This window comes from Lysobacterales bacterium, from assembly GCA_014946745.1.
Taxonomy (GTDB): Bacteria; Pseudomonadota; Gammaproteobacteria; order Xanthomonadales; family Xanthomonadaceae; genus Aquimonas.
This window is the reverse complement of record JADCRD010000002.1, coordinates 339,547-363,655: the sequence shown is the minus strand read 5'-3', so window position 1 is coordinate 363,655 and position 24,109 is coordinate 339,547. Positions and strand designations below refer to the sequence as shown.

23 protein-coding genes are annotated in these 24,109 nt (G+C 67.5%); 10 read left to right on the top strand and 13 right to left on the bottom strand.

The genetic code is table 11. The features are described 5' to 3' along the window. Positions 1–97 precede the first annotated feature (97 nt). Positions 98–628 carry an SRPBCC family protein gene (locus tag H4O13_13820; GenBank protein ID MBE5316467.1) on the top strand — a complete coding sequence of 177 codons (531 nt, stop codon included), beginning with the start codon at positions 98–100 and terminating at the stop codon, positions 626–628. A 279-nt stretch (positions 629–907) separates the two neighbouring features. Here the strand turns inward: H4O13_13820 and recD are convergent, their stop codons facing one another. Then, positions 908–3,070, bottom strand: coding sequence for an exodeoxyribonuclease V subunit alpha (gene recD, locus H4O13_13815; protein MBE5316466.1), 2,163 nt, complete (start codon positions 3,068–3,070; stop codon positions 908–910). Then, positions 3,067–6,819 (bottom strand): UvrD-helicase domain-containing protein, encoded by a 3,753-nt coding sequence (locus H4O13_13810; GenBank protein ID MBE5316465.1) that lies wholly within the window; start codon positions 6,817–6,819, stop codon positions 3,067–3,069. The genes recD and H4O13_13810 overlap by 4 nt, the downstream gene beginning before the upstream one ends. Before the next feature lie 375 nt (positions 6,820–7,194). Between H4O13_13810 and H4O13_13805 the strand changes: the two genes are divergently transcribed. Beyond that, positions 7,195–7,563 (top strand): NHLP-related RiPP peptide, encoded by a 369-nt coding sequence (locus tag H4O13_13805; GenBank protein MBE5316464.1) that lies wholly within the window; start codon positions 7,195–7,197, stop codon positions 7,561–7,563. A 115-nt stretch (positions 7,564–7,678) separates the two neighbouring features. On the opposite strand, the gene H4O13_13800 is transcribed toward H4O13_13805, so the two are convergent. Further along, positions 7,679–8,830, bottom strand: a complete 1,152-nt coding sequence (locus tag H4O13_13800) for a putative peptide maturation dehydrogenase (protein ID MBE5316463.1) — start codon at positions 8,828–8,830, stop codon at positions 7,679–7,681. Positions 8,831–9,250: 420 nt separating this feature from the next. Here H4O13_13800 and H4O13_13795 point away from each other — a divergent pair, with 420 nt between their 5' ends. Continuing rightward, positions 9,251–9,637 carry an NHLP-related RiPP peptide gene (locus H4O13_13795; protein MBE5316462.1) on the top strand — a complete coding sequence of 129 codons (387 nt, stop codon included), beginning with the start codon at positions 9,251–9,253 and terminating at the stop codon, positions 9,635–9,637. Between the two features lie 800 nt (positions 9,638–10,437). On the opposite strand, the gene H4O13_13790 is transcribed toward H4O13_13795, so the two are convergent. Together H4O13_13790 and H4O13_13785 are read right to left on the bottom strand one after the other, a co-directional pair. Then, positions 10,438–10,815 carry an NHLP-related RiPP peptide gene (locus tag H4O13_13790; GenBank protein MBE5316461.1) on the bottom strand — a complete coding sequence of 126 codons (378 nt, stop codon included), beginning with the start codon at positions 10,813–10,815 and terminating at the stop codon, positions 10,438–10,440. A 116-nt stretch (positions 10,816–10,931) separates the two neighbouring features. Continuing rightward, complete coding sequence (locus tag H4O13_13785; protein MBE5316460.1) at positions 10,932–11,321, bottom strand: nitroreductase family protein; 390 nt, start codon at positions 11,319–11,321, stop codon at positions 10,932–10,934. 31 nt (positions 11,322–11,352) lie between these two features. Here H4O13_13785 and H4O13_13780 point away from each other — a divergent pair, with 31 nt between their 5' ends. The 3 genes from H4O13_13780 (at position 11,353) to H4O13_13770 (ending at position 12,610) form a co-directional block, all read left to right on the top strand. After that, the gene (locus H4O13_13780) at positions 11,353–11,691 is read left to right on the top strand and encodes an NHLP-related RiPP peptide (protein MBE5316459.1); all 339 of its coding nucleotides are present in this window, start codon (positions 11,353–11,355) and stop codon (positions 11,689–11,691) included. Between the two features lie 135 nt (positions 11,692–11,826). Beyond that, complete coding sequence (locus tag H4O13_13775) at positions 11,827–12,189, top strand: NHLP-related RiPP peptide (protein ID MBE5316458.1); 363 nt, start codon at positions 11,827–11,829, stop codon at positions 12,187–12,189. 82 nt (positions 12,190–12,271) lie between these two features. After that, positions 12,272–12,610 (top strand): NHLP-related RiPP peptide, encoded by a 339-nt coding sequence (locus tag H4O13_13770; GenBank protein ID MBE5316457.1) that lies wholly within the window; start codon positions 12,272–12,274, stop codon positions 12,608–12,610. 155 nt (positions 12,611–12,765) lie between these two features. Here H4O13_13770 and H4O13_13765 read toward each other — a convergent pair whose 3' ends face one another. The 3 genes from H4O13_13765 to H4O13_13755 form a co-directional block, all read right to left on the bottom strand. Beyond that, complete coding sequence (locus H4O13_13765; GenBank protein ID MBE5316456.1) at positions 12,766–13,143, bottom strand: NHLP-related RiPP peptide; 378 nt, start codon at positions 13,141–13,143, stop codon at positions 12,766–12,768. A gap of 297 nt (positions 13,144–13,440) precedes the next feature. Further along, positions 13,441–14,637 carry a putative peptide maturation dehydrogenase gene (locus H4O13_13760; protein MBE5316455.1) on the bottom strand — a complete coding sequence of 399 codons (1,197 nt, stop codon included), beginning with the start codon at positions 14,635–14,637 and terminating at the stop codon, positions 13,441–13,443. 241 nt (positions 14,638–14,878) lie between these two features. Next, positions 14,879–15,343, bottom strand: a complete 465-nt coding sequence (locus tag H4O13_13755; GenBank protein MBE5316454.1) for a hypothetical protein — start codon at positions 15,341–15,343, stop codon at positions 14,879–14,881. A gap of 109 nt (positions 15,344–15,452) precedes the next feature. Between H4O13_13755 and H4O13_13750 the strand changes: the two genes are divergently transcribed. Next, positions 15,453–15,725: an NHLP-related RiPP peptide gene (locus H4O13_13750; protein MBE5316453.1), complete on the top strand. Its 273-nt coding sequence runs from the start codon at positions 15,453–15,455 to the stop codon at positions 15,723–15,725. 110 nt (positions 15,726–15,835) lie between these two features. Here H4O13_13750 and H4O13_13745 read toward each other — a convergent pair whose 3' ends face one another. Next, positions 15,836–18,538 (bottom strand): putative peptide modification system cyclase, encoded by a 2,703-nt coding sequence (locus H4O13_13745; GenBank protein ID MBE5316452.1) that lies wholly within the window; start codon positions 18,536–18,538, stop codon positions 15,836–15,838. Positions 18,539–18,878: 340 nt separating this feature from the next. Between H4O13_13745 and H4O13_13740 the strand changes: the two genes are divergently transcribed. The 3 genes from H4O13_13740 (at position 18,879) to H4O13_13730 (ending at position 21,750) form a co-directional block, all read left to right on the top strand. Continuing rightward, positions 18,879–20,066, top strand: a complete 1,188-nt coding sequence (locus H4O13_13740; GenBank protein MBE5316451.1) for a putative peptide maturation dehydrogenase — start codon at positions 18,879–18,881, stop codon at positions 20,064–20,066. A gap of 157 nt (positions 20,067–20,223) precedes the next feature. Beyond that, a complete protein-coding gene (locus H4O13_13735; GenBank protein ID MBE5316450.1) occupies positions 20,224–20,457 on the top strand; it encodes a hypothetical protein in 234 nt (77 codons plus the stop codon). 69 nt (positions 20,458–20,526) lie between these two features. Beyond that, positions 20,527–21,750: a putative peptide maturation dehydrogenase gene (locus H4O13_13730; GenBank protein MBE5316449.1), complete on the top strand. Its 1,224-nt coding sequence runs from the start codon at positions 20,527–20,529 to the stop codon at positions 21,748–21,750. 6 nt (positions 21,751–21,756) lie between these two features. Here H4O13_13730 and H4O13_13725 read toward each other — a convergent pair whose 3' ends face one another. The 4 genes from H4O13_13725 to H4O13_13710 form a co-directional block, all read right to left on the bottom strand. Continuing rightward, entirely contained in the window at positions 21,757–22,566 is an 810-nt protein-coding gene (locus tag H4O13_13725) for a hypothetical protein (protein MBE5316448.1), read from the bottom strand. After that, positions 22,563–23,414, bottom strand: a complete 852-nt coding sequence (locus H4O13_13720; GenBank protein MBE5316447.1) for a hypothetical protein — start codon at positions 23,412–23,414, stop codon at positions 22,563–22,565. The genes H4O13_13725 and H4O13_13720 overlap by 4 nt, the downstream gene beginning before the upstream one ends. Positions 23,415–23,463: 49 nt before the next feature. After that, positions 23,464–23,655 (bottom strand): hypothetical protein, encoded by a 192-nt coding sequence (locus tag H4O13_13715; protein ID MBE5316446.1) that lies wholly within the window; start codon positions 23,653–23,655, stop codon positions 23,464–23,466. A 102-nt stretch (positions 23,656–23,757) separates the two neighbouring features. Then, on the bottom strand, positions 23,758–24,096 hold the full coding sequence (locus H4O13_13710; protein MBE5316445.1) for a hypothetical protein: 339 nt from the start codon (positions 24,094–24,096) through the stop codon (positions 23,758–23,760). Positions 24,097–24,109: the final 13 nt, after the last annotated feature.

Genomic DNA, 24,109 nt, shown 5'->3' with positions numbered 1-24,109 from the left:
AAGGCGCCAGCGCTGCGGCCGTCGGATGCGCGCACGCGGCGTGCCCAAGACGGTCTGGGCTGCTAGGCTGCTGAACGCTTCCGGGGGGAGAGCTCCAATGAAACTCGTTTTGAAGTTGCTGGCCGGTCTGGTGCTCGTCATCTGCGGCCTCGTCGCGGCAGGCTTCGCCCTGCCTTCCGCGTTCAAGGTCGAACGCGCGGTGCAGATCGAGGCACCGGCCGCTGAGGTCTTCGCGCTGATCGCCTCACCGCGCGAGTGGAAACGCTGGTCGGCCTGGAACGCGCGCGATCCGGCCATGCGGATCGAGTACACCGGCCCGGAGTCGGGCCTGGGCGCCGGCTGGTCGTGGCAGAGCGTGACCGAAGGCAACGGGTCGATGGAGTTCACCGCGGCTGTCCCGGGCGAACGCATCGACTACGTGCTGCGCTTTCCAGAGTTCGGCATGGAGTCAAAGGGTGTGCTGCGGATCGAACCCTCCGGCAGTGGCGTGCGCCTGTCCTGGAGCAACGAGGGCGACATGGGCGGCAACCCGATCAACCGCTGGTTCGGGCTGTTCATGGACGATCTCGTCGGCCCGGACTTCGAAGCGGGGCTGGCGAATCTGAAGCAGCTCGCCGAAGCCGGCTGAGCGCACTGCCCGCAAGACTGCTGATGTCAGCGCACGGTTTTGCGGGCTCCGCGTGGCGCTCGGCTTTCCCCGGGCGCAAGGTCGGATGCGCGGCGCCGATCGGTTCAACAACCGAGAGAGACGCCGCGCATGCAGCGAAGCCTGCGGCATGCGTGCGTCGCCTTTGCTGATCAACGGACACCGGTGACGCCGCGCATGCAGCAACGCCAGCGGCATGCGCACGTGTCGCGTCGAAAGGCCCGGCGCACCTGGCGGCCCTGCGCGTTCTCGGGCACATCGTCAGCCCGCCAGCAGCCGCGCCGCCAGCCCGCTGACGCGCTGGGTTGGGCGCGACAGCGCCGTGCGCAGCGCGGCTTCGGTACTCCACAGCGACAGCGCGCGGCGCGCGCGGGTGGCGCCGGTGTAGAGCAGGGCGCGGCCGAGGATCGGGTGCTCGGGATCGGGCGGCAGCAGCAGGGCGACTTCGCCGTACTCGCTGCCCTGGCTCTTGTGCACGCTGAGCGCGAAGCCGCCGCCGTGCAGGGGCAGGGCGCCGGGAGCCAGCCCGCGAAGACCGGCAGCCTCCACACCGCGCGCTTCGAACCACACCCGCAGGCTGCCATCGGCCGCGCGCAGGCACAGGCCGATGTCGCCGTTGAACAGGCCGGCGGCGTAGTCGTTCTGCAGCACGATGACCGCGCGCCCCGGATACCAGGCCTGGCCTTCGGGAAGACTGAGCCGGCGCTTCAAGGCGACATCGATCGCCGCGTCACAGGCGAGTGCGCCAAACGGGCCCTGACGCAAGGCGCACAGCAGCTGGGTCTCGCGCAGGGCGGCGTGCGCGCGCGTGATCGCCTGTGCCCGCGCGGCCTCATCGAGCGGTAGCGACGCGAACACCTGGCCTGCCTCCAGCGCCAGGTGCAGTTGCTGCGCATGATCCACCAGGGCGGACTGCAGACCGCGCGCGTCCTTGACCGCGCGCAGCGCGAAGGCTCCGCCTGCGTGCGCGGCGGCCTCGGCAAAGCCGCCGGCATCGCCCGCGGCGATCGCCGAATTCAAGGGCTGCAGCGCGGCCTCGGCGCGAAAGCTGTGCTGCAGCCGAACCAGATCGCCGCGCGGATCCTGCTGCAGCGCCTCGACCAGATCACGCAGCACCGAGCCGGTGCCGACCGAGGCCAGCTGCTCGGCGTCGCCCACCAGCAGCACCGTCGCATACTCGGGCAGGGCCTCGACGCTGGCGCGCAGCACGGCCAAATCGACCATCGAGGCCTCATCGATCACCAGCAGGTCCAGCGGCAGCCGACGCCCGCGATGCCAGGCATGGCCGCGCGCCGGCCCGCGGCTGCCGAGCAGGCGATGCAGGGTGCCGGCCTCGGCGGCGAGTACGTGATCGAGCGCGGGCGCCCAGTCGACCGCGAGCCCTTGCGCCCGCAGCGCACTGGCCCCGCTCTGCAGACTCTCCGCCAGCCGCTGCGCCGCCTTGCCAGTGGGTGCGGCCAGCCGCAGCCGCGGCAGCACGCCGAAACGCTGCTGGTGCGCGCGCAGACGCAGCAGCAGCATGCGCAGCACCGTGGTGGTCTTGCCCGTGCCCGGCCCGCCGGTCAGCACGAACAGGCGGCGATCCGCGAAGCCCGCCACCGCCGCGCGCTGCGCTCGCACCGCCGCGCTGCGATCGCCGGCGAACAGCGGGTCGATCCAACTCTCAAGCGCATCGCCGCCCAGCCCGCCCGCGCCTCCGGCATCCCATAGGGTGGGTCTCGACCCACCGAATCCCGACCCCGCCCCGGTCTCAATCCGCGCCTTTCCCGACCCCGCCGCAGCCTCGGCATCCCATAGGGTGGGTCTTGACCCACCGAAGCTCGACCCCGCCTCGTTCTCGATCAGCGCCCTGCTCGACCCCGCCTCGTTCTCGATCCGCGTCTTGCCCGACCCCGCCGCAGCCTCGGCATCCCATAGGGTGGGTCTTGACCCACCGAAGCCCGAACCCGCCCCGGTCCCGCTCCCCGCCGCACACGTACCCTCACGGCGCGCCCGCAACATCCCCGCCAAGGCCTGCTCATGCGCAAAGCTCCGGCGCAGATAGAACTGCACGCCGTCCAGCACGAAAGCCCAGCCAAGCGCCGCCGCCCCCGCATCTGCATCGCCCTCGGTCGCCATCTGCGCCGCCTGTTCGACGCTCGCCACCAGCGCTTCCTTTGCCAGCTCGACCAAGGCGTCTTCGTCCAGCGGCGCGATAAAGCGCCCGCTGCCGTCCCCTGCGAGCACCAGCACGCTGTCGCCTTCGCCCTCGGCGCGACTGGCCGCGGCCGCAACCCGCGCCAGCAGCATCGAGCCGCCGTGCGCCAGCACCCAGCGCGCCACCGCGCGATCGATCGCGCGCAGCTCGCCGTCCTCGCCGTCGAAACCCTCGCCCAGCCGGCGCCGGAAGTCGAAGCGACCGGCGGCGTCCCACGCCGCGCTCATGCCGCCACCTCCGTGAGCCAAGCCCCGGCCAGCGCCGCCTGCGCGTACTCGATCAGGTCCGCCGCAAAGCGCTGCCGCCACACGCCCGCACCGGGGGCCAACCCGGCCGCGCGCAGGAACAGATACACGCATTCGCCGAGCTGCTGTTCACGCCCGTACGCATCGCCCAGGCGCTGCCGCAGGTAGCGGTCCAGCGCCAGCGTGTACAGCAGGGCCTGGAAGCGGTACTGGCTGTGGTCCATCGCCGCGGTGAGGCGTTCGCCCGTGTAGTCGGCCACGCGCTCGCCCAGCCAGTTGCCCTTGTAGTCGAGCACGTGGAAGCGGCCACCGGCGCGGAACACCAGATCGATCTTGCCGCTCATCAGGCCCGCCACCCGGCGTGAGGAATGCGGCACCAGGTCTGGCTCGCCGTGCCGCGCGCAGGCCGCAGCGAGATCCGCCAGCGCGATCTCGGGCAGGGCGAAGTCGAAGCCCAGCTCGGCGCGCTGATCCTGTGCCGGCACATCGCCCAGCGCCAGCCGCGGCGCCTGCTGCAGGCCCAAGGGCGCGGCGAGTGCGGCATCCAGCCGCTGCGCCAGCCGCTCGCTGAACCTTGCCAGCCCCAGCGGCTCGAAGTCGCGCGTGCGCAGGCCGGCGCCGGCCAGTGTGCTCTGCACATGCTCCCGTTGCTGCCGCAGTGAGACACCAATCGCGCGCAGCTCCAGCAGGCTGTGCAGGGCGTTGCCGAAGCCCGCGCCGCGCAGGCCGGCCAGCGCCAGCAGCTCGGGGTGCGGCGGCTCCAGTGGATCGCTCTCGACGCTTGCCGTCTCGACCGGCAGGAACTCGTCCTGCGCCGGTGCTTCCGCATCCAGCACGATCTCGCTCTGCGCGCGCCCGGCGCGGCTCAGCGAGGTGAAGCTGTGCTTGGCTTCGGGCGCGCGCGCCGGCAGCGGCCGCAACTCGCGCGCGCGCCGCGGTGACTCGGCGGCTTCAGGCGCGGCGTAGCGCGTGCGCGTGACAGCGGGCCACGCCGCGCGCAGGCCGACAGGTTCAAGCGCCGGTGCTTCGCCCACCTTCAAGGCCGCAGCAAGCTCCGGCCGCGCTTCGAACAGGCGCTGCAGCAGCACGTCCAGCGGTGCGGCATCCACGCCCTGATGCGCTTGGACGTTCCAGCCCGCGCGCTTCGGCCGCAGCGGGTCCAGCGCATACACATGACAGGCATGCACCGCGCGGGTCAGCGCCACGTAGAGCAGGCGGAAGCGCTCGTCCTGCAGATCGGCCTGCTGCTGCGCCTTGGCGTCGTCCGCATAGCTCAGGCGTGGACGTGCGCTGTGCGCGTCGCTGCGCCGCCAGGGCGCGCGATCAGCGCCCGCGCCATTGGCCCACATCAGCGGCAGGAACACGATCGGAAACTCCAGGCCTTTGCTGGCATGCAGGGTCAGCAGGCGCAGCCGCGGCTGCTGCGATTCGATGCGCAGCTGGCGCTCGTCGGCGGCGGCTTCGTCGATGGCCGCGCCCTCGCGCTGGTGCTGCAGCCAGGCCAGCAGTTCCTCGGGGCCGCCGAGGTCTTCGCTGGCCTCCTGCAGCAGCTCGCCCAGATGACGCAGGTCGGTCAGCAGGCGCTCGCCGCGCCGCGTCGACAGCGCGCGTTCGGCGATCTGTTCCAGCAGGGCCTCGATCAGCCCGGCCACGCCGCGTTCGATCAGCAGCGCCTGCAGGCCGCGGAAGCGCAGCGCCACCTGCTGCAGGCCCTCGGGCTCGTCCCGCCAGCGGCGGAGTTCGGCGAAGCGCGCGCCCCACAGCCGCGTCGCCGCGGCTGCACGCAGGGCGCCGGCATCGCCCGGATGCACCACGCCGTGCAGCAGCACCTGCAGCTCGCGCGCGGTGTCGCCGGCCAGCACGCTGTCGCGACTGGTCGCCACGCAAGGCACGCCGCGCGCTTCCAGCAGCAGACGCAGGTCCGCGATGTCGGCCGCGCGCGGCAGCAGCACGGCGAGGTCGGCCGGGCCGATGCGGCGGTCGTCCAGCGTGTGTTCGGGATCGTTCAGCAGCTCGACGATCTGGCTGGCGCAGGCGCGCAGCGCGGCCTGTCGACGCGCGTCCTGGCCGCCGGCGCTATCGGCCTGGAAATGCAGCACCAGCGCCGCTTCGGGTGCGCTGCCGCCGATGCGATAGGGCTTGGCGTCGGCGCGGCCCGCGGCCTGCACGGGCAGGTAGCGGATGTCGTGATCGACATCCGCCGACAGCGCCGCGCCGCCGAGCGCGAACAGCGCATTGCAGCCGGCCACCAGCGCCGTCGACGAGCGCTGGTTCACCGCCAGGTTCAGGTGCTCGTCGACCTGTTCGGCCGCGCGCCGGTAAGCGTGGATGTCGCCGCCGCGGAAGCGGTAGATCGCCTGCTTGGGGTCGCCGATCATCACCAGCCGCCCGCGCTCGCCGCCCGCGCTGTCGCGATAAAGCCGATCGAGGATGCCGAACTGCAGGGCGTCGGTGTCCTGGAACTCATCGACCAGGGCCACCGGCCATTGCGCGAACAGAGTGTCGGCCAGCGGCCGCCGGCCGGAATCGCCTGCCGCCTGCGCTTCGCGCGCGAGTGCGGCATCCACGCTCTCCAGCAGGCTGTCGAAGCTCTGCTGCCGGCGCAGTTGCAGCAGCGCATTCATGCGCGCGCGCCCGGCGGCGGCCAATGCATGCAGAAAGGCCTGCGGCGCCGCCTGCATGCGCGCCAGCACGGGCTCGCAGAGCGTGGCTGCGAATTCGGTCGCGGCCAGCAGCCCGGCGTGCGTCTTGCCGAGCTTGCTGACCGCGGTGAGCGCACGCGCATTCGCGAGCCCCTCGATCTCGTCCGCGCTCAGGCACTGCCAGGCCGGCAGGCCCTGCGTGTTGCGCGCGGGGTCCAGGACCTGCGCCAGCGCGGCCAGCGCGCGATGCAGCTTGGCGCGCTTGTTGAACAGCGCCGCATTGTCGACCACCGCCTGCAGCTGCGCCGCGCGCGCGGCGTCGGGCTGCGCCAAGGCCGCAGCGGTCGTGTCCTCGATCGGCAGTGCAGGCGCTTCGACCTCGATGCCAGCCATCAGCGTCGACTTCAGCAGTCCGCGCAGCTGGGCCAGCGACAGCGGCCTGCCGGTCATCAACTGCAGCCGATACAGCGGCTCGTCCTCCGAGCCCTGCTGCAGGCGCCGCCACAGATCCGCGCTGAGCTCATCCAGCAGGCTCTCGGTGGACACCAGCTCGGCCGCGCGGAAGTCCGCTCCGGCTTCGATAGGCTGCTCGGCCAGGATGCGCCGACACAGGCCGTGCAGGGTGCTGACCGGCGCGTGCTCCAGCTCGGCCAGCGCCAGCCGCAGCGCCTGCAGATCGCGCGCGACGGCGCCGGGCGTGCGCCAGCGCGCATGCAACCAATCGAGGGCGGGGTCGGCGGCGGGTGCGTCGTCGCGCGCGTGATCTGCAGTCAAGCCCACCGAAGCCACTTCCTCCCCGTCGCCCCCGCGCAGGCGGGGGCCCAGTGAGTCTCCGCGGTCTATCGCGCTCACGAAACCCGCAGCCCGCGTCTCCGCCCACAGCAGCCGCCGACGCAGCCGCTCGCGCAGCTCCTGCGCCGCGGCTTCGGTAAAGGTGGTGACCACGATCGCGCGCGGCGACAGGCCCTGCTCCAGCAGCAGGCGCAGGTAGAGCACGGCGATCGTCCAGGTCTTGCCGGTGCCAGCGCTGGCCTCGATCAGGCTGCGCCCACCGGCGCCCAGGGGCAGGGTCGTCCAGTCGTGATGCATCGGCGCAGGGTGGCACAGGGCAGGGCGCTTGGGCAGGTGGCGATGGGCCTGAAGCCGCAGCCTTCGGTTTCCTCAAGCCTCGCGGAAAGCCCCAGAACGCCCCAGCCCCGAACCGCGGTACAGGTGTTCTAGAAGAAGCCTGAATTGGTCCGCGCGCGGTTCTCGTAGGAGCCAGCTTGCAGGCGACCGCAGCCTGCGCTTTGCGTCCACCTTTCGGGTCGCGAGCAATCTCGCTCCTACAAAAAGCCCGTCCTCCCTTCAATCATCCTCTGCACGCGTGGCACACTCGCGAGGCGTCGGCGTCAAGGAGACTCTCGGATCATTCCTGAAACGTACCTATCACGCCGATGCCTAACTAAACTCTGGAGCCAAGAAATGAGCAACGTACTTCTGGACGGCCCCCTGGGCGAATCGCTGATCCGTCGACTGGCAGGGGACGATGACTTCCGCGCGCTGTTCGCGCGTAATCCTATTGAAGGCCTGCGGCAGATCGGCCTTTCCCCGCAGCAGATGATGCAGCTGTCTCCCCGTTGCCTGTCGCCTCAGGAAGCAGCCCCCAAGGCCGTCTTCGAGAAGATTCTTTCCGACATCGGCGGCGAGTCCTTCCGGCTGGCCATGTCGTTTTCGATCCACCATCTGAAGGTTCAGATGTCCGAGTCTAGAGAGCTGAGCGCCGTGCAGACGCTAGGCGCTCGCTCCGCCACGGCTGCCAGTGGTGCTTCAGCGGGTCACGGGTCTCTCTGAGATTCCATGGTCGACCCACTTTAGGCTCGGCTCAGAGAGAGGCTCGAATGCCTACGCTGACCTTGCAGTTGATCGTGGATGAGAGCGCCGCGCGGCTTCACGCGCGGCGCTTTTTTCACTCCATCCCCGCCGCCTCGGTCACCCAGTTCTCCCACGCCACGGTGTTGGGATCAAACTCCAGGTTCTCCATCGCGCCACCGCGGTAGCCGAAGCCGCTGATGGCCATGACGCCCTGCTGCATCGGGTCGAGGCCGAAGGCGGTTTCCAGCGTGTGGTCATTGATGGCTGCGGTGATGAACGCCGCCAGGCCGCACTCGGTGGCCGCCAGGTACTGCTGGTGCGAGAGGTGGCCTGAATCCAGCGTCAGCGCGCGCAGCGCCTTGGCGTGGCGACGGTACTTCCAGAAGTTGCGTCCGAAGCGTGCGACGTGAACGACGAACACCGGGCAGTTCTCGAACCAGAACTGGCCGGCCAGCGCCTCGCTCAGCAGCGCCCGCAGCGCCACAGGCTCAAGCAGCTGCACCGGGCCCAGGCTGTGCTGTATGCCGTTGTAGTGGTACAGCCCAGGCCGCAGGCCTTCCACATGCTGCGCGATGACATAGGGCTCGATGGCGTGCAGCCCGCCGGCCGAGGCGACCGGCTTCTTGACCACCCGCACGCCCGCCATCGCGAACTCACCGATGGCGCCGTAGGTGCCGGCCAACACCCGCGACATCGTCTTCAGCGCGACAGGTCGGCCCGCATCGAAATTGCGGCAGGTCACGCGCCTGCGGCACAGCTCGGCCAGCGCGCCCTGCGACACCGACGGCAAGTCGATCCGGGCCGAGGTCGCTGCGGGTTCGGCCACGGTGGGCGGTGCCTCGCCCAGTGCATCGGTCAGGCGCTGCCCCGAACGGGCCAACTGCTCGGCCGCCGCGCCTGTGTCCACCCCGGCCCAGCGCGAGTGCCGATGGGCCACCGCCGACAAGGGGTGCCAGTCATCGAGGATGGAGGGCTCGGGCGAAGCCTGCGTGGCGGCGTCCCAGAGCAGCTGCTCATCCAGCAACCGCTGCACCGCCGCCGCGCCAAAGCGCGCCTCCAGGGCGGCTCTTTCCGAACCATGCAGCGACGTGACCGCACCCAGGAGGGCGATCTCGTTCTGATCCAGCTCCACCTCGCCATCCCGATGTGCCGCCAGGGCCACCCAGCGGTTTCGCGCAACCACGCTGGGCGCGCCCGAGAGCAGGGCTTCCAGATCCACCGCACGCTCTTCTCGAAGCTGCAGCACCACCAATTTGCACCGCTTGATCGCCACGCCACAGACCTCCCACAGAACGAATCGCCAAGTGTGCCCCATCGCACCGCGCTCGCCACGTCTCATGCGTCGCACGTGGACTCTTCAGTGCATGCATGCGAGAGGGGCAACGGCGACGCCGTGCGGGTGGCGCCGAGCGCCGCTGACAGAGAGCTTGAATAGGTTGGCTAACAGCAAGCCCCCGGATCGACCCATGTCAGGATATGCGAGCCACCGCACGATTCGGCGGCGCAAATGACAGCCCGGAGCTCACCCTCGCGCATCGGGCTGGCTTACGCTCCGCAGGGGCTGCGCTTGCATTGCCGCTTCCGCACTTCGCTGGGCAGACACCGATCTGCGGCAGGCCGCGGCCACCCCTTCAAACCATTTCAATCCGCTTTGGAGATTCGACCCATGGACCAGCCAGTACCCTCTATGCAGACGTTCGACGTGCTGCGTGACAAGGAGCAGCCTGCGAGCGGTTCGCAGCCGGAGCGGCAGGGGCAGCTGCCTATCGAGCCCAAGCGAGAAGGGGCAGGGATGCTGTCACTGGATCAGGGCACCGAGCTTCTGCGGCGCTTGTCCCGGGACGACGCGTTCCGCTCGTTGTTTCAGTCGAGCCCGAAGTCCGCACTGATCGAAATGGGCATGGCGCCCGAGGAGATCGCAAGACTCTGCCCCTCATGCCTTGAGCCCTGCAGCCTCGCGCCGAAACGGGACTTCGAGGCGGCGCTGAAGGAAACCAGCGCGAACGAGATATTCACTGCCATGCAGATGATGGTGCCCCGGGTTCGGTTGTAAGCCCTGCCGCCGGGGTTTGCGGGCGGCGACGTTCGACAACCTTGAGTGCTGATCCTAGGCGCAGCTGGCCTGCATAAATGATTGAGCGCCCTTGAATTCAACAAGCAAGTATGCCCGAGGAGGTTCCACCCATGGATCAGTTCACAACCCACATCCTGACGCTCGATGCTGCAAGCGATGCACCGCTCGACCTGCCCTGCAAGCCAATGCTCAGTCAATCTGAGGGGGTTGCTCTCTGCAGGGCCCTCGCGAGCCAGGATGATGTCAGAGCGCTCTTTGAGCGGGATCCTGCCTAGGCGATGGCGCAACTTGGTATCCCGATCGCCACCATCGAGAGCTTGCCACCCAAATGCCGGGAGGTGCGGCAGCTGGCACCCAAAGAGGCTTTCCAGGCGTTGCTTGAAGACATAAATGGGCAAGCATTTCTTCTGGCGATGACCATGAGGCAGCCGAACATAAAGTAGAACTCTGCTGCGCTTGCTTGAGCTGCAGGTGGGCGGGCAGCCGCGCGCTTCAATCCAAGAAGTGAAGCGGCGCCTGCCGCTGCCGCATCACGGCGGCTCGGGGCTACGTGCAAGCTCAACTCAACGCCAGATCGTCCGACTCGACAACCGTGCTGTCAGTGCTTGAGTTTCCCGATCACTTGGCGGTGCGGCGTCCTGTCTGCACGGCAGTGCGGTGCACCGGAAGGTCGCAGAGCCGTTGGTTCGAGCTCAGCCTCCCACGTTCGACGTTCCCGACTGCGGGCGGGGCAGCTCGCGCTGCCCCGCCTCGCCTCGCTCTTGTCGGTGTCCCGGAACTCAGCGGATGCGAACTGTGGGCACGGTCATATCCATGCGATACGCCGTAGCGCCGGCCTGCATCGCGTCCAGCAGTTCGGCGAACACGGCCTTGTCGGCCAGGCGGCAGGTGGTGGCGGCGCTGGGTTCCAGCAGGCGCAGGGCCGCTTCCGGCGCAAGGCCCAGCTGCTCCAGCGCCTGCTGCGGGTGGTTCAGCGTCAGCGCGCGAAAGCTGTCGCTGCTGGCCAGCAGACGGACCAGCTCCAGCGCCTGCTGCTGGCTCAAGCGTGGCCGCGGCGCCTGCTGCGGCGGCGTCTCGGCATCGGCGGCTGTTGAGCGGTCGAAGGCGTGCGCGGAGTGATCAAACGTGGAGCGGTTCAGGGCATCGAACTGCGACATGGAAACCTCCTGGATTTCTGAGATGAAAACCCTGGCCGCAGGCGCGTCAGGGGCAGAACCGAACCCGGCGCAGGCCGCGCCAGGCTCGAAACGGGCAGGCAGGGCGGCGACGGCGCTCAGCCCTGCGGCTCGGCCGTCCATGCCGGCCACACCTGCTTCAGCGGGCCGAACTCTAGCACCTCCATGCGCCCGCCCCGCCAGCCGAAGCATGTGATGGCGATCGCGCACTCCTGCATGGGGTCGAGCCCGAAGGCGTCTTCGATGTCGCCCTCTTTGACGGCGGCGGTGATAAAGGCGCCCAAGCCCAAGTCGGTGGCCACGAGGTACTGCATCCGCGAGAGGTGGCCGGAGTCTAGAACGACCGCGCGGTAGGCCTTGGCGTGGTTGCGGTGCTTCCAGTAGTTGCGACGGAATCGCGCCGCCAGGATCACCTGCAGATGCGCATCGACAAACCAGGGCTGGTGCCCCACGAACAGGCTGGCGCTAAGCCGCGGCCACCACTTCAAACCATTTCAATCCGCTCGGGAGATATGACCCATGGACCAGTACACAGCCCACAACCAGACCCTCGACACCGCCAGCGAAGCGCAGCTGGAAGCGTCCCCGACGCGCTCGCTGAGCCAGGCCCAGGGCCAAGCCCTGCTCGCGCGTCTGGCGCAGGACGATGCGTTCCGCGCGATCTATGCCGCCGATCCGGCGACGGCCCTGCTGTCGATGGGCGTGCCGGCTGAGGTGATCGGCATGCTCGACCGCAAGTGCCTGCGCGAGCGGCAGCTGGCGGACAAGGCGGTGTTCGCTGCGCTGGTGCAGGACATGCAGTCTCGGGAGACCATGGTCGCGATGATGATGATCGTCCCAACTGTCGCCTACCGCTGATCGCTGCGGCTCCGTCCTGCAGTCTTGGCAGGGCAGCGTCCTGTCTGCACAGCGGTGCGGTGCACCGGGTTCTGCTGCCGCTTGTGATCTGCACCTGCGATATCCTCGACTGAACCGTCCAAACGAGGCCAGAGCATGGAAATCATCAGACAAGATCGACGCGCCGAGTCGCGCACCGCATCGCATTCAAGTTCCAGCAAGGCCTCGGCCCGCCGCGAGTCAGAGCGGGCCGCACTGACGGTCGACGAGAGCGTCGCCGTGGTCGCCAGGCTTGCCGAGGACGATGACTTTCGCGCCTTGTTTGAGGTGGACTGCGCGGCGGCCCTGCGTGAGCTTGGGGTGCCTGCAGACCGTGCGAGGTCGATCGTGGAAGGCTCGGCCAACTCGGTGTGCAAGCTCGCCTCGAAGCAGCGCTTCGCCGAACTGCTGCCGCAGCTGGCGGACGATTCGGTTCGACGCGCCCTGTTCTTCATCGTTCCGCAGATCCGGCTGTCTTGAGGCGGTGTCTCGCATCAGTGCCGCTGCCTGGCTGTTCGCTGCCCTGCATTCCTACCTTCTGTTGAATCCGGAGACTTGACCCATGGACCAGTACACAGCCCACAACCAGACCCTCGACACCGCCTGCGAAGCGCAGCTGGAAGCGTCTCCGACGCGCTCGCTGAGCCAGGCCCAGGGTCAGGCCCTGCTTGCGCGTCTGGCACAGGACGATGCGTTCCGCGCGATCTACGCCGCCGATCCGGCGACGGCCCTGCTGTCGATGGGCGTGCCGGCCGAGGTCATCGGCATGCTCGACCGCAAGTGCCTGCGCGAGCGGCAGCTGGCGGACAGGGCGGTGTTCGCTGCGCTGCTGCAGCACGTGCAAAGCCAGGCCACCAGTGTCGCGATGGCGATGGACATTCCCAGGCTTTCCTTCGCGTAGCGCGTCGGCGGGGGCCTGGGCGTACCGATGCCGCCGAGCGCGCCTCGTGCCAGAGCCGTCGGCTCGGGCTCAGCCTCCCAGGTTCGATGTTCCCGAGGGCGGCGGGGCAGCTCGCGCTGCCCCGCCTCTCCTCGCTCTTGTCCGTGTCCCGGAACTCAGCGGATGCGGATCTGCGGCACGGACATATCCATGCGATACGCCGTAGCGCCGGCCTGCATCGCGTCCAGCAGTTCGGCGAACACGGCCTTGTCGGCCAGGCGGCAGGTGGTGGCGGCGCTGGGTTCCAGCAGGCGCAGGGCCACTTCCGGCGCAAGGCCCAGCTGCTCCAGCGCCTGCTGCGGGTGGTTCAGCGTCAGCGCGCGAAAGCTGTCGCTGCTGGCCAGCAGACGCACCAGCTCCAGCGCCTGCTGTTGGCTCAAGCGTGGCCGCGGCGCCTGCTGTGGCGGCGTGCCGGTATCGGCGGCGCTTGAGCGGTCGAAGGCGTGCGCGGAAAGATCAAGCGAGGAGTGGTTCAGGGCATCGAACTGCGACATGGAAACCTCCTGGATTTCTGAGATGAAAACCCTGGCCGCAGGCGCGTCAGGGGCAGAACAGAACCCGGCGCAGAACGCGCCCGGCTCGAAACGGGCAGGCAGGGCGGCGACGGCGCTCAGAGCGTGTGAAAAAACCAAGACGCCGTAGCGAGGGCGTCTCTGGGCGTTCGTGGCAAAGCGCGCGACGTGAGTTCAAGGGAGTTTGGCGAGCCAAATGACCGCGGAATTCGCGGAGCGCGCTGCCGCCACGGACGTCCAGAGGCGGCCGCAGTAGGCGGATGGTTTTTTCACATGCTCTCAGCCCTGCGGCTCGGCCGTCCATGCCGGCCACACCTGCTTCAAGGGGTCGAACTCCAGCACCTCCATGCGCTCGCCGCGCCAGCCGAAGCCGGTGACGGCGATCACCCCCTCCTGCATGGGGTCGAGCCCGAAGGCGTCTTCGATGTCGCCCTCGTTGACGGCGGCGGTGATGAAGGCGCCCAGGCCCAACTCGGTGGCCACCAGGTACTGCATCTGCGAGAGGTGGCCGGAGTCGAGAATGACCGCGCGGTAGGCCTTGGCGTGGTTGCGGTACTTCCAGTAGTTGCGACGGAATCGCGCCGCCAGGATCACCTGCACGTGTGCATCGACAAACCAGGGCTGGTGCGCCACGAACAGGCTGGCGCAGCGTGCGGCCTCTTCGTCACTCAAGGGCTGCAGCGGCTCCAGGGCGTGGGTGTCAGGGCGATAGTGGTAGAGGCCGGTCGCCAGCCCCTCGACATGGCGCACCAGCAGATAGGCCTCCACCGGGTGCAGGCCGCCGGCCGAGGGGCTGTTCTTCTTCAGCACCGGCACGCCCGACACCACGCTGCGGCCCTGCGCGCCGTACACGCGGTGCAGCACTGTGGCGAGGGCCTCCAGCGGCAGCCGGAGCGAGGCATCGAAGTTGCGGCAGGTGGCACGCAGCGGGCTGTTGGGCAGCACATTGGCTGCCGGGGCAGGCAGGGGCTGTGCGGCCTCCGCGCTGGCGCGCGCGCGTGAGACCTCGGGCGGCGTGCCCAGGCGCTCCAGGATCTCCTGGTCGCTATTGCCCAGCGCGCCCGAGGTGCGCGCTTCTTCGCTGTTGACGCCGCGCCAGCGCAGGTGTCGATGCATGACCGCCGCCAGGCCGCGCCAGTGGCCACTGCGCACTGCGGCGTCGGCGCGCAGCGGGGCATCGGCCTCGGTGGACTCGTCCGCGGCCAGCAGCAGTCGCTGCGCCACCAGGCTGTCGATCAGTGCGGCGCCAAAACGTTCGGCAAGCGCCGCGTGCTCCACCGCGTCTTCGCTGGAGATGTCGCCCAGCGCCGCGAGCTGCTCGGCGCTCAGCTCGATCTCGTCGTCGATATGGGCGGCCAGCGCAATCCATCGCCGCGTGCTGCGCAGACGAGGCTGGCCCATCAGCAGCGCCTCAAGGTCGAGTTCGCGAACCTCGCGGGGTTCAATCAGCAGGGCATGACAACGGCGTAGGCGCATGGGGTTCATTCGCAAAACGTGGGAGGGGAATGGTAGCGGTGCGCCGCTTCGTTCGGGTGGGCTGCTGAAGTGCAAGCTCGCGGAAAGCGCCCGGGCTGCGCAGGCGCGGCTGCGCACTGCGGCGCGTCGGCGCGCATCTGGCGAATCTGCAGCGCCCGCCAGGCTTGCCGCCAGCGCGGCCATGCCGCGCAGGTGCAGCGCGTGCCGTCGCAGTGCCCGCGCGCCCTCGCAGCGCAAGCCCTCAGGGCGAAACGAGCGCGGGTGCCAAGCTGGCGCGCGCGTCTTCGAAGCGCGGCGCTTCGGCGGTGTCGGCCAGCCGGTAGGTCACCGTCTCGCGCGTGCCGCCGACCGCACGGAAGCGGTGGACGCGTTCATCGACGTGGACCACCTCGGCGCAAAAGGCATCGCCTGCCACATGCGGCGCGTGCTCGCTGGAGGCAGTGATCTCGACGCAGGTCACCACGCCTTCGACGGTGTAGCGCCCCTCGGACCAGAAGCGGTTCAAGCCATCGGGTGTCTGCCCCCAGACCCGCAGACCGCCATCGGCGGTGACTTCTTCCCAGGCCCAGCAGCTGCGGCCCTCGTCGCGCGAGAAGCACCACAGCCCCGAAAGGGCCTCGGCAAGCGCGGCATCGCGCGGCGGGGCCGCCGCCCCGGACGCCAGGGCAGTGGAGAGCAGCGCGGCAAGCAGGGTGGGGTCGGACATGGGCAGGTCACCGGAGCGGGGAGCGTGGGCGGCAATGATACGAAAGAAGGTGCTTCACGCTGGATGCGTTTCGACTACACTCCGGCAGCCACAACCACAGGGGGTTCACATGTCCGCATCGCTTCCGCAAGAAGCCGGCCTCAGCCTGCTCAAGCGCCTCGCCAGTGACGACGCCTTCCGCGCCCGCTTCGAGAAGAATCCACAGGCCGCACTGGAAGAAGTGGGCGTGCCGCAGGGCGTGATCGCCGAGCTCAAGTCGGCCTGTCTTGCACCGAGGGCCTTGGCTGACAAGGGGGTGTTTGAGGCGCTGGCGGGGGACGTGGCTACCGCACAGTACCGGGAGGCGATGTCAATGTTCGTCCCGACGATCAAAGGCTTTTAGAACGCCCGGATAAACCATTGCGTAGGCTGATTTCGTGCCATTAGGACTTGTTGGAGCCGATTGGCATCCCATGTGCATTTGGCTAGAGCACATGGGAGTGGTTGCGAGTATCAGTGTGCCGAAGGTGTGGAATCCGCGGATTCGTGTTCTCGAGCGGCGTTCTCAGCTATCTCGGAGCGAAGTTCACCCACCCGCCTTCGGAGTTTTGGGGCGATATGTGCTTCGTCGACGCTGTTTAGGAACTCCTCCAGCCGAACGCTTGCGCCGCTCCAATTTGAACGCAGCGCTTCTATTTCAGCCAAAACGAAAAGAGCTTGGGTTGACCAAAAGACATTGTAGGGCACTAATGCCTGAAATGCCTGCGGTTCCGCATATGCTAGCCCTCTATTCGCTGCAATCCACTTGGCTTCGCCCTCAGCTTTATCCAGTGCCCCCGCTTCAATCAGCGCCCTCATCAACTCAACCCGCGTCGCGAAGAGCGGCTTCGTGGATGAGGGCCGAGATAGCGAAGCTGCGGCTAGCTCAGGGTGACCGCTGAGTCGCTGCGCTCTTGCATGAGCCAGCATTGTCCTTTGCTTCAGTTCAGGGAAATCGTCAGTCACATCTACACTGGACGTGTCCTCAAAACGACTTGAGTCCGACAGATGCGCAGTTGCCCAAAGTGACAGAAGCGTAGCGGAGGTCCGCATCCATGGAGTGAGCAAGCGATCATCACTTGGAACGGCCGCCTGAGCAATGAGTTCAGAGGCCTCTTCGATCAAATCTTCGGAGGGGCTCTGCACCTCCACATCCAGAAGCGATGCTTGCGCGACAGCAAGAGTCCTGCGGTCAGCTCCAAGCCCCTCCGGCAGTTCCCGGCGAGCTTTTTGAAGTACCGCACGGGCTTCCCCAATGCGTCCCCTATCGGCAAGGTGGCTTGCGATCGCCAACGCGTAAGCGCCGGAGCGCAAGGTCAGGCTACTTGCGGTGCCTCGCTCAAGCACTTGCGAAGCTCCCTTGAAGTCGCGTTGCGCCGCATAAGCCGCAGCGAAGGCACGGTTCTCGACCTTTAGCCCAAGAGCCTCTGCCGCTTCGAACTGTTGAATGGCCTCTTGAAAACGATTTTCGGCTAGCAGCAGAGTGCCGTAAAGGTAGTGCCCTCCGCTCCTCCTCGGGTTGCGGCTGTCGATGTTCTTCTGCACGGAATTAATCGCGGCACTAGAGTCGCCAAGAAGAACCCACTGATACCACGCCAAGCCACCCCATCCCACGTGATAGTCTGGAAACTCGACGGTAAGCATCCGCCATGCTTCAACTGCACTAGCGGGTGAGTCGATTAAGGTGGCCCTTATCGCTGAAGCGTGCCGCAACTGGCGAAGAGTTAGTCGATCAGGATTGGCCAGCGCTCGCTCCAAGTGAGTAAGTGCTGCCTCCCTGTTGATCGCATCGTTCATGATGACCGCGAGTTCTAGTGACGCAGCCGCGAACTCTGTATCAATGCTAAGGCTGACGTTGAGTAGAGAAATCGCATCGTCCAGCTTGCGTTCGAGCAGTAAAGCGCGCGCCCGCGTGTAGGCGGTCAATGCGTCTAGGTTTGGCGTCGTCACCCGTTCCAGCGCGCGCGAGTCTTCACTGACCTGATCCACGGCTTCACCCAAGCGCCCGCGCAGCTTGCGATTCACCTCGTCCACCAGCGGCAGCACCGCTTCCGCGCCGCGCCCATCGGCGTACTCGGAGTACACCGTCGCCTGGGTATTGGGGTGGATGACTTCGGCCGTGAAGCGCAGCCGCCCCCCCACTTCCGCCAGCGTCGGCAGCACCAGGGCGCGGGCGCCCTCACGCATTGCGATCTCGGCGCCGATGCTGCGGTCCACCGGGCTGTCGCTGTCGCGCTGCATGCGCTGCAGGGTGTCGCGCACCTGCAGATCGGACAGCACGTTCACATGCCGCGACTGCTCCAGGCCGATGCGGAAAGCCTGGTCCAGCGAGTCGTCGAAGCGCGGGTCGCCGGTCAGGTTGCGCAGGTCGGCCAGCACCACCCAGTCGCGCTCCGCGAACGCGATCGCCGGCGCGGGCGTGAGGAAATGCCAGGCCGGCAGGGCCACCGCCAGCAGCAGCGCAATCATCTCGAAGGCCAGCATTGCCGGTCGGCGCCACAGCGGTACTTCGCGATGCGCCTTTCCGCTCCAGGCGGGCGCCTTGAAGGGCGCGATGCCGTCCTCTCCGATCTCGTACACGGGCACAGCCTCGGCCACGCCCTTGAAGCGGAAGTCGCCGTGCGCTTTCCACTGCACGCGCGACAGTACGGCGCCCAGTTCGCCCTCGGCGCGATGGGCGAGGGTGTAGGCCACACCCGAGAGCAGGATCTGGCCGGGCAGGGCCATGCCCATCAGGCGCGCCGCCACCGGCTTGGCCAGGCCCTCGACCTCGGTGGGTTTGGCCCCCTTGGCGACGTCGGCCAGGTCGTTCTGCCAGGTCATCACCTCGCCGACGTGCACGCCGATGCGGGCCGAGACCTCAATGCCATGCTCCAGCGAGAACGCGCGCAGTCCGCGCTGGTAGGCCAGCGCGAAGGCCACGGCCTGGATGGGCCGCTCGAACAGGCTCAGGAAACCATCGGTCTTGTCGATCTCCTGCCCGCGGTGCTCGCGGATCAGGCCGCGCAGCAGGCGGTCGTGGGCGCGGATCAGCTCGGTGGCGCGCACGTCGCCCAGCCGTTCAACGAGTGCGGTGGAATCGCAGAGGTCGGCAATGACCACGCTGCGCAGCAGCGCGCGCGCGCCGTCGGGCGCGGGTTCGGTGCCGAGGTCTTCCGGTGCAAGCTGGGCGTTCATCGGTATCGCAGCTCCTCGCACGGCGGCGGCGCGGACCGCCCCCAAGGCGGCCGCGCAGCTCAAGCGGGCTCCCGGCCCCGCGTGGCGACCCCGGCCTCCCGCCGGCGTCGTTCAGGCGGTCGATTGTGCGGCAGTCTCGTTCGCTTCGCCATTGCCCAGGGCACCACCCCGGCCGATGCGACCTGCTGTCGGTGGCGTGTTACTGGGGCTGCTAAGCAGCAGCCGTGTCGAGCATGTCTCGGACAGGACGCGAGGAGAATCCAACTTCGAACCCTGAGCTTGTTGCGCAAGTGCAGCGAGCGGTACAGTCCGCCCTCGCATCCAGATGACTAGTCGGTTCATGAAGGTACGGCGCCGTTTCGGCAGCGTGGTCGAGATCAGCGAACGTCGGCTGCCTGATTTGAAGAGCCTGCTCATGGGCGCTGCAGGTCTCGCTGTCCGGGTGGAAGCCACGGCGACCTGCGTGGTCTCTGGTGCGCAAGCAGAGGTTTCCGCGAGCGAGTTCAGTGTGCTCAGCTGCGTGTCTCGCAGCGAGTGGATCGATGCCGAGGCGCTGTGTCGGGCCGCTGATGTCGACATGGATCTGATCCTCTCGATGGTGGACAAGCGGCTCCTGCTCTCGGATCGAGCGGAGTGCAAGGGCTTGGTGGAAGCCGATGCTCAGCTCGAGGCTCGCGGTTGGCTCCCCATGGCGGCGGCGTATCACGCAGCGACGCGTTGGTCTGGCGTGCTGGGTGATGAAGCTGTGCGTGATCACTCGCCCGACGCGGTGCGCGCGCGCATGGATCAAAGCATGCGGCAGTTTGGCGCGCCGCCACCGCACCTGCCCGAGCACCCGGAAGCCACAGTCAGGATCGCTCTGGGCGAGCAGCGCGTGTCGCCGGCGCTGAGCGTGCTCCTGGGTGACCGCGCCACCCGACGCGCCTATCGCACTGACCTGACGCTTCCCTTCGGTCAGTTCGGGGCGGTTCTGCACGCTGCCTTCGCTGCCCAGGGTGCCCGAACCCTTGCGCCGCACTGCGTCGCCATGAAGCGCACGAGCGCGTCAGGGGGTGGCCTGCATCCCATCGAGCCCTATGTACTGGTTGTCAACGTCGAAGGGCTGGAAAGCGGGCTGTACCACTACGAGTGGGGCAGGCACGCGCTGGCCTTGCTGCGTCCGGTGGACACCGAGATACTGCGAAGCTGCATCGAGCGATTCGTCATCGGCCAGTCCTATTTTGCAGAGGCGCACGCGCTGGTGTTCCATGTGGCGCGCGCTTCCAGAAACACCTGGAAGTACAGAAAGCACGCCAAGGCCTACAAGGTGTTGTTCATGGATTCCGGCCACCTGTCGCAAACGCTCTATCTGGCAGCGGCCGACCTCGGCCTGGGTGCTTTCTTCACGGGAGCCGTCAACGACGCGGATTTCGTCCAGTGGGCGGGTCTAGACCCTCTGGACAGCATAGTCATAGGCGCGAACGGATTCGGCATCATCGATGCTTCGCGCACTGAACTGGATATGCGGCCGGAGCCTTGGGAGGCTTGATCCTGACTGCAGGTTGCACGGTTCGCCCAGGGGGGTGCTGTCCCTGCACCCTCGACAATGACACGTAGCAAGGTTTCTCAAGAGGCCAGCGGGCAGTTCGCCGGCGCCCAGGCTTCGGTTCCTTTCCACCCCGGCGGCACACAAGGAGTGCAGCGCGATGCAGAACAATCAGACCGTGGAGTTCGTCAACCGTCTGGCCCATGACGTGGCCTTCCGTGAATCCCTGCTGCGTGAGCCCGCGGCAGTGCTGGGCCAGTACGGATTCGACGCCGACCTTCTGCCGGGTGAAGGTGGGATCACCTTGCCAGACCCGGAAGCACTGCGGCAGATGGTCAGCGAGATCGAGCTTGAGGGGCATGGCCGCATGGCCATTCTTATCTTCAGTGTCTGATGGCGGAGAGGTTGGCGCCCGACGGGTGCGCGCGTGTCTGTGTACGAAGCATGCATGGGATGGACTCGCTTGAACTCGGTGTTGCCTGAGCGTGTGCGCAGGCGTCATCTGCACTTCATCGCCATAAGGGATGAAGTGCAGATCGACCTCAAGGCGCTATTGGCGGGGAGCCCGCAGCCCGGCTCCTGCATCAGGATCGAGCTGCTCTGCCCGATCACGGGCAAGCGGATTGCCCTGGGTGCCGAGGAGCTTGGGCTGCTCTGCGAGGTTCCGGCAGACCGCTGGAGCACCACCGAGTCCCTGCTTGCGCGGCTTGGAGTCTCGGTAGCGCTGCTGGCTGGCCTGGTGGAGCGAGGCCTGCTGCTTGCGGCCGACGTAGAGGGGGCACACGGTGCGCTTGAGGTCGAGGATGCACGCTTGGGTCGATCAGCATGGCACCCCATCAGCCTGCTTTATCACGCGATGAGTGCCTGGTCTGGCATCTCAAGCGACGACCCCTTGGCGGAGAAGCAGGGCACGGCGTCGCCCGAGCGCCTGCGAAGACACATCGCCAACCATGGCCGGGCACCGGAGCAGTTCTGGCGGCACCCCCAGGGCGCAAGCAGGACATGGCTCAAGGATGACCTGGGTGACAGCGCGTTGGCTGAGCTGTGCATGCACAGGAGCACATCAAGAGCGTTCTGCGTCCAGACGGCGATTGCCAAGGACGCGCTTGCCCGCCTGCTTCGCCTGAGTTTCGGCATGCTCGGGGTGCGCGAGATCGCTCCAGGCCTATCAGCGGGGCACAAGCTGAGCCCCTCAGGCGGTGGGCTCCACCCGATCGAGGCGTTTGTTGTCTGCCTGAACGTCGAAGGGCTGGCCAGCGGCTTGTATCACTACGAGTGCGGGGCGCATGCGCTGAGCGCGGTGAAGCTGGAGAACGTCGAAACGCTGAGGTCGCGCATGACAGAACTGCTGACCGGGCAGTCTTTCTTCGCGGACGCGGCGGTCATCATCTTCCAGGCTGCACGATCGAGCCGGAACTACTGGAAGTACAGGCGTCACGCAAAGGCGTACAAGGTCCTTTTCACGGACGCAGGGCACCTGTCGCAGACCTGGTACTTGGCCTGCGCGTCCGAGGGGCTCGGCGCCTTCTATACCGGCGCCATCAATGATCGCGACTTTTGCGTGTGGGCTGAACTCGACCCGGCAGAGTTCGTCGTGATCGGTGCAAATGGCTCAGGCAAGGTCGAGCAGGCCGATAGCCCCTTGCACCTCAATGCCGAACGACTTGTGCTTGATGCGCGCCCGTGAGCCGTCTCAGCGCCAGCCGATAAACCTGCGCCCGAGGGCGTCCTCGGCCAGGCGCCGCATGCGCGGTGAGGGGTCTGTCGCCGCGACGTTCTGCAGGTGCCACTCGGCATGCTCTGGCAGCAGGGCACGGGCCAATTCGGCCAGATGCAGCCGGGAATCCAGCGGCGAGCCAACCAATCCCGTGACGGTGCGTGCGGCCTCGCAGAACATGTACTGGGGCACGGTGTCGCGCTGTGTGTGCGTCATCAGGTTCAGCGACACCGACAGTGTTTCCGGGGCGATCTGCGAGTGCACGTCTTCGAACGCGCGGTAGAGCATCACATCGCCAGTGGCGAGGCGCTCACGCGCGATGTACTGCAGATCCACGGTTTCACCGATGGCGCGGTCTGTCCACGGGTCGGACCAGCGCCAGTGGTCGGTGAGGTAGCCACTGCCGCAGTAGCCGACGGTGAGCAGGTGAAAATTGTGGTTGTGCGGAATGCCATACCCGAACGCGAGGCGCTCGTGGTGTGAGAGCTTCGAGACTGCGTTTTCGGGCTGCCAGAAGTTGGCACGCAGCAGGTAGTCCGGGGTGACCCGCAGCACCAGCGATTGATAGTTGTAGAAGTTGCCGGCCTGGAACTGATCGCCTTGCTGCAGATGGGCCTGCAGCATCCAATCGCCCAGAAAGTGGGGGTTCTGCGCTAGCGCCCGCAGCGGCTGGGCGGCCGTGCGCAGGCTTTCGGGCTCGCGAAAGTCGATGTTCGCTTCGATCCAGTCCACGAACTGCTGCAGCGAGATCGCGGGCTCAGCGTGTGTGTGGAGCTTGAGACTCATGCTTCGGCTCGCGTCTGTTCCAGACTGGCCTGCACGCGCTGCGCCAGCGCAGCGATCTGCGGATGCGGATCGCCGGAGGCGGCGCCCAGAAGTTCTTCGATGCGATCGGGGGCCAGCCTGTTGCAGGCCTGGGTCGCCGCCCAGCGCAGGAAGTACTCGGGCGCGCTGCGCAGACGCTCAGCAAAGGCTTCCGCTCCGCGATGCCTGGTAGCTAGCAGGAAGTCCAACATCAAGCGCTCGCGCGCGGCGTTGACCCGCGCTGGATACATCATCTGCGCCTTGTGGGTTGCAGCATCGAAGCTCCAGACGAAGCCCCGCTGTCGCGGGCCGTCAATGCGCAGACACAGCGTAGGCCCCTGCACCTGCCAGTCGAAGCTGGTTTCGACACCGGGGCGAAGCCAATGCAGACAGCCGTCAGCCAGCGCGGCTTCATCGGCGTGGTGCAGCTGCTGCCGCGAGTCGAACACGTCGTTGACGACTTCGCCCGAGGTTTCCAGGCGTCGATAACGATCTTCCCGCGCCACAGGCGAAAGCGGGACCAATACGAAGCTGCCGGGTTCGGTGACCCGCGAGCTGCGCGTCTCTGGCGCCAGGGTAATCAGCCGCAGGCGCACCGCGGGGGACTCATGCAGCACCCATTCCCCCGGCGCGCAGCGTGCGGGCAGATGGTCCTGCCGGTGGCGCAGAAGCAGAAGCTCACGCAGCAGCAGGCGGCGCAGGCGTGTCCTCACGTGACGGCCTTGGCAGCGCTGCATCAGCTCGCGCAGCGGATCCGCGCTGTTGGCTGCAAAGGCCTCCTCAGCCTGGACGGACAGAGCGTTGAGAAAGGTCGGGTTCTGCATCGGCATGGCGCGCACCTGCAGGCCGCGCCGCGGGGGCGCGGCCTGCAGTCAGCCCTCAGCGCTGGGCGGCGAAGATGAACGCGGTGGAGGCCGCATTGGCCTCCGGACCGGTCATGGCCATGCCGCCGCTCTCGACGCAGGGATCCTTGCGCGCAGCAAAGATGAAGAGCGTGGACTTCAGTTCGCCCGAAGAGGCCGCGAGGCTGCAGTCCTGATCAAGATCCGGCAGGTCAACGTGCTTGCTCATGTTGGATTTCCTTACGTGCTTGTTATGCCCTGAAGCGGCCAGCGGACGATAGCATGAGCCTGAGACCCGAGGTTCGGGGCGCTTGTGCGCTGGGCCGTTCGCCTAGCTCTCGACTTCGGTCGGCTTGGCGCCGCGGACGATGTCTTCTGCGCTGTTCTGCTTTGCCATGACCTCGCCTACGCGGATGCCGACGCGGGCGCGCAGGGCTTGGCCGGCTTCGCTCGCGAAATCGCGCAGCCCGCGCGGGTAGGCCAGCGCGAAGGCAGCGGCCTGTACCGGGCGCTCGAGAATCACCAGGTAGCCGTCGATCTTGTCGATCTCCTGGCCGGTGTGTTCGTGGATCAGGCGGCAGGCTAAGTGGTCGTTCTGGTGCAAGACTTCGGCGGCGTGCGCATCGCCCAGGCGTTCGACTACGGCGGTTGAGTCGACCGGATCGGTCACCAGCAGGGCCTCC

Bases quoted from the DNA above. Each gene is read 5' to 3' on its own strand.
- H4O13_13820 (MBE5316467.1), top strand. From the start codon at position 98: ATGAAACTCGTTTTGAAGTTGCTGGCCGGTCTGGTGCTCGTCATCTGC.
- recD (MBE5316466.1), bottom strand. From the start codon at position 3,070: ATGAGCGCGGCGTGGGACGCCGCCGGTCGCTTCGACTTCCGGCGCCGG.
- H4O13_13810 (MBE5316465.1), bottom strand. From the start codon at position 6,819: ATGCATCACGACTGGACGACCCTGCCCCTGGGCGCCGGTGGGCGCAGC.
- H4O13_13805 (MBE5316464.1), top strand. From the start codon at position 7,195: ATGAGCAACGTACTTCTGGACGGCCCCCTGGGCGAATCGCTGATCCGT.
- H4O13_13795 (MBE5316462.1), top strand. From the start codon at position 9,251: ATGGACCAGCCAGTACCCTCTATGCAGACGTTCGACGTGCTGCGTGAC.
- H4O13_13790 (MBE5316461.1), bottom strand. From the start codon at position 10,815: ATGTCGCAGTTCGATGCCCTGAACCGCTCCACGTTTGATCACTCCGCG.
- H4O13_13780 (MBE5316459.1), top strand. From the start codon at position 11,353: ATGGACCAGTACACAGCCCACAACCAGACCCTCGACACCGCCAGCGAA.
- H4O13_13775 (MBE5316458.1), top strand. From the start codon at position 11,827: ATGGAAATCATCAGACAAGATCGACGCGCCGAGTCGCGCACCGCATCG.
- H4O13_13770 (MBE5316457.1), top strand. From the start codon at position 12,272: ATGGACCAGTACACAGCCCACAACCAGACCCTCGACACCGCCTGCGAA.
- H4O13_13765 (MBE5316456.1), bottom strand. From the start codon at position 13,143: ATGTCGCAGTTCGATGCCCTGAACCACTCCTCGCTTGATCTTTCCGCG.
- H4O13_13760 (MBE5316455.1), bottom strand. From the start codon at position 14,637: ATGCGCCTACGCCGTTGTCATGCCCTGCTGATTGAACCCCGCGAGGTT.
- H4O13_13755 (MBE5316454.1), bottom strand. From the start codon at position 15,343: ATGTCCGACCCCACCCTGCTTGCCGCGCTGCTCTCCACTGCCCTGGCG.
- H4O13_13750 (MBE5316453.1), top strand. From the start codon at position 15,453: ATGTCCGCATCGCTTCCGCAAGAAGCCGGCCTCAGCCTGCTCAAGCGC.
- H4O13_13745 (MBE5316452.1), bottom strand. From the start codon at position 18,538: ATGAACGCCCAGCTTGCACCGGAAGACCTCGGCACCGAACCCGCGCCC.
- H4O13_13740 (MBE5316451.1), top strand. From the start codon at position 18,879: ATGAAGGTACGGCGCCGTTTCGGCAGCGTGGTCGAGATCAGCGAACGT.
- H4O13_13735 (MBE5316450.1), top strand. From the start codon at position 20,224: ATGCAGAACAATCAGACCGTGGAGTTCGTCAACCGTCTGGCCCATGAC.
- H4O13_13725 (MBE5316448.1), bottom strand. From the start codon at position 22,566: ATGAGTCTCAAGCTCCACACACACGCTGAGCCCGCGATCTCGCTGCAG.
- H4O13_13720 (MBE5316447.1), bottom strand. From the start codon at position 23,414: ATGCCGATGCAGAACCCGACCTTTCTCAACGCTCTGTCCGTCCAGGCT.
- H4O13_13715 (MBE5316446.1), bottom strand. From the start codon at position 23,655: ATGAGCAAGCACGTTGACCTGCCGGATCTTGATCAGGACTGCAGCCTC.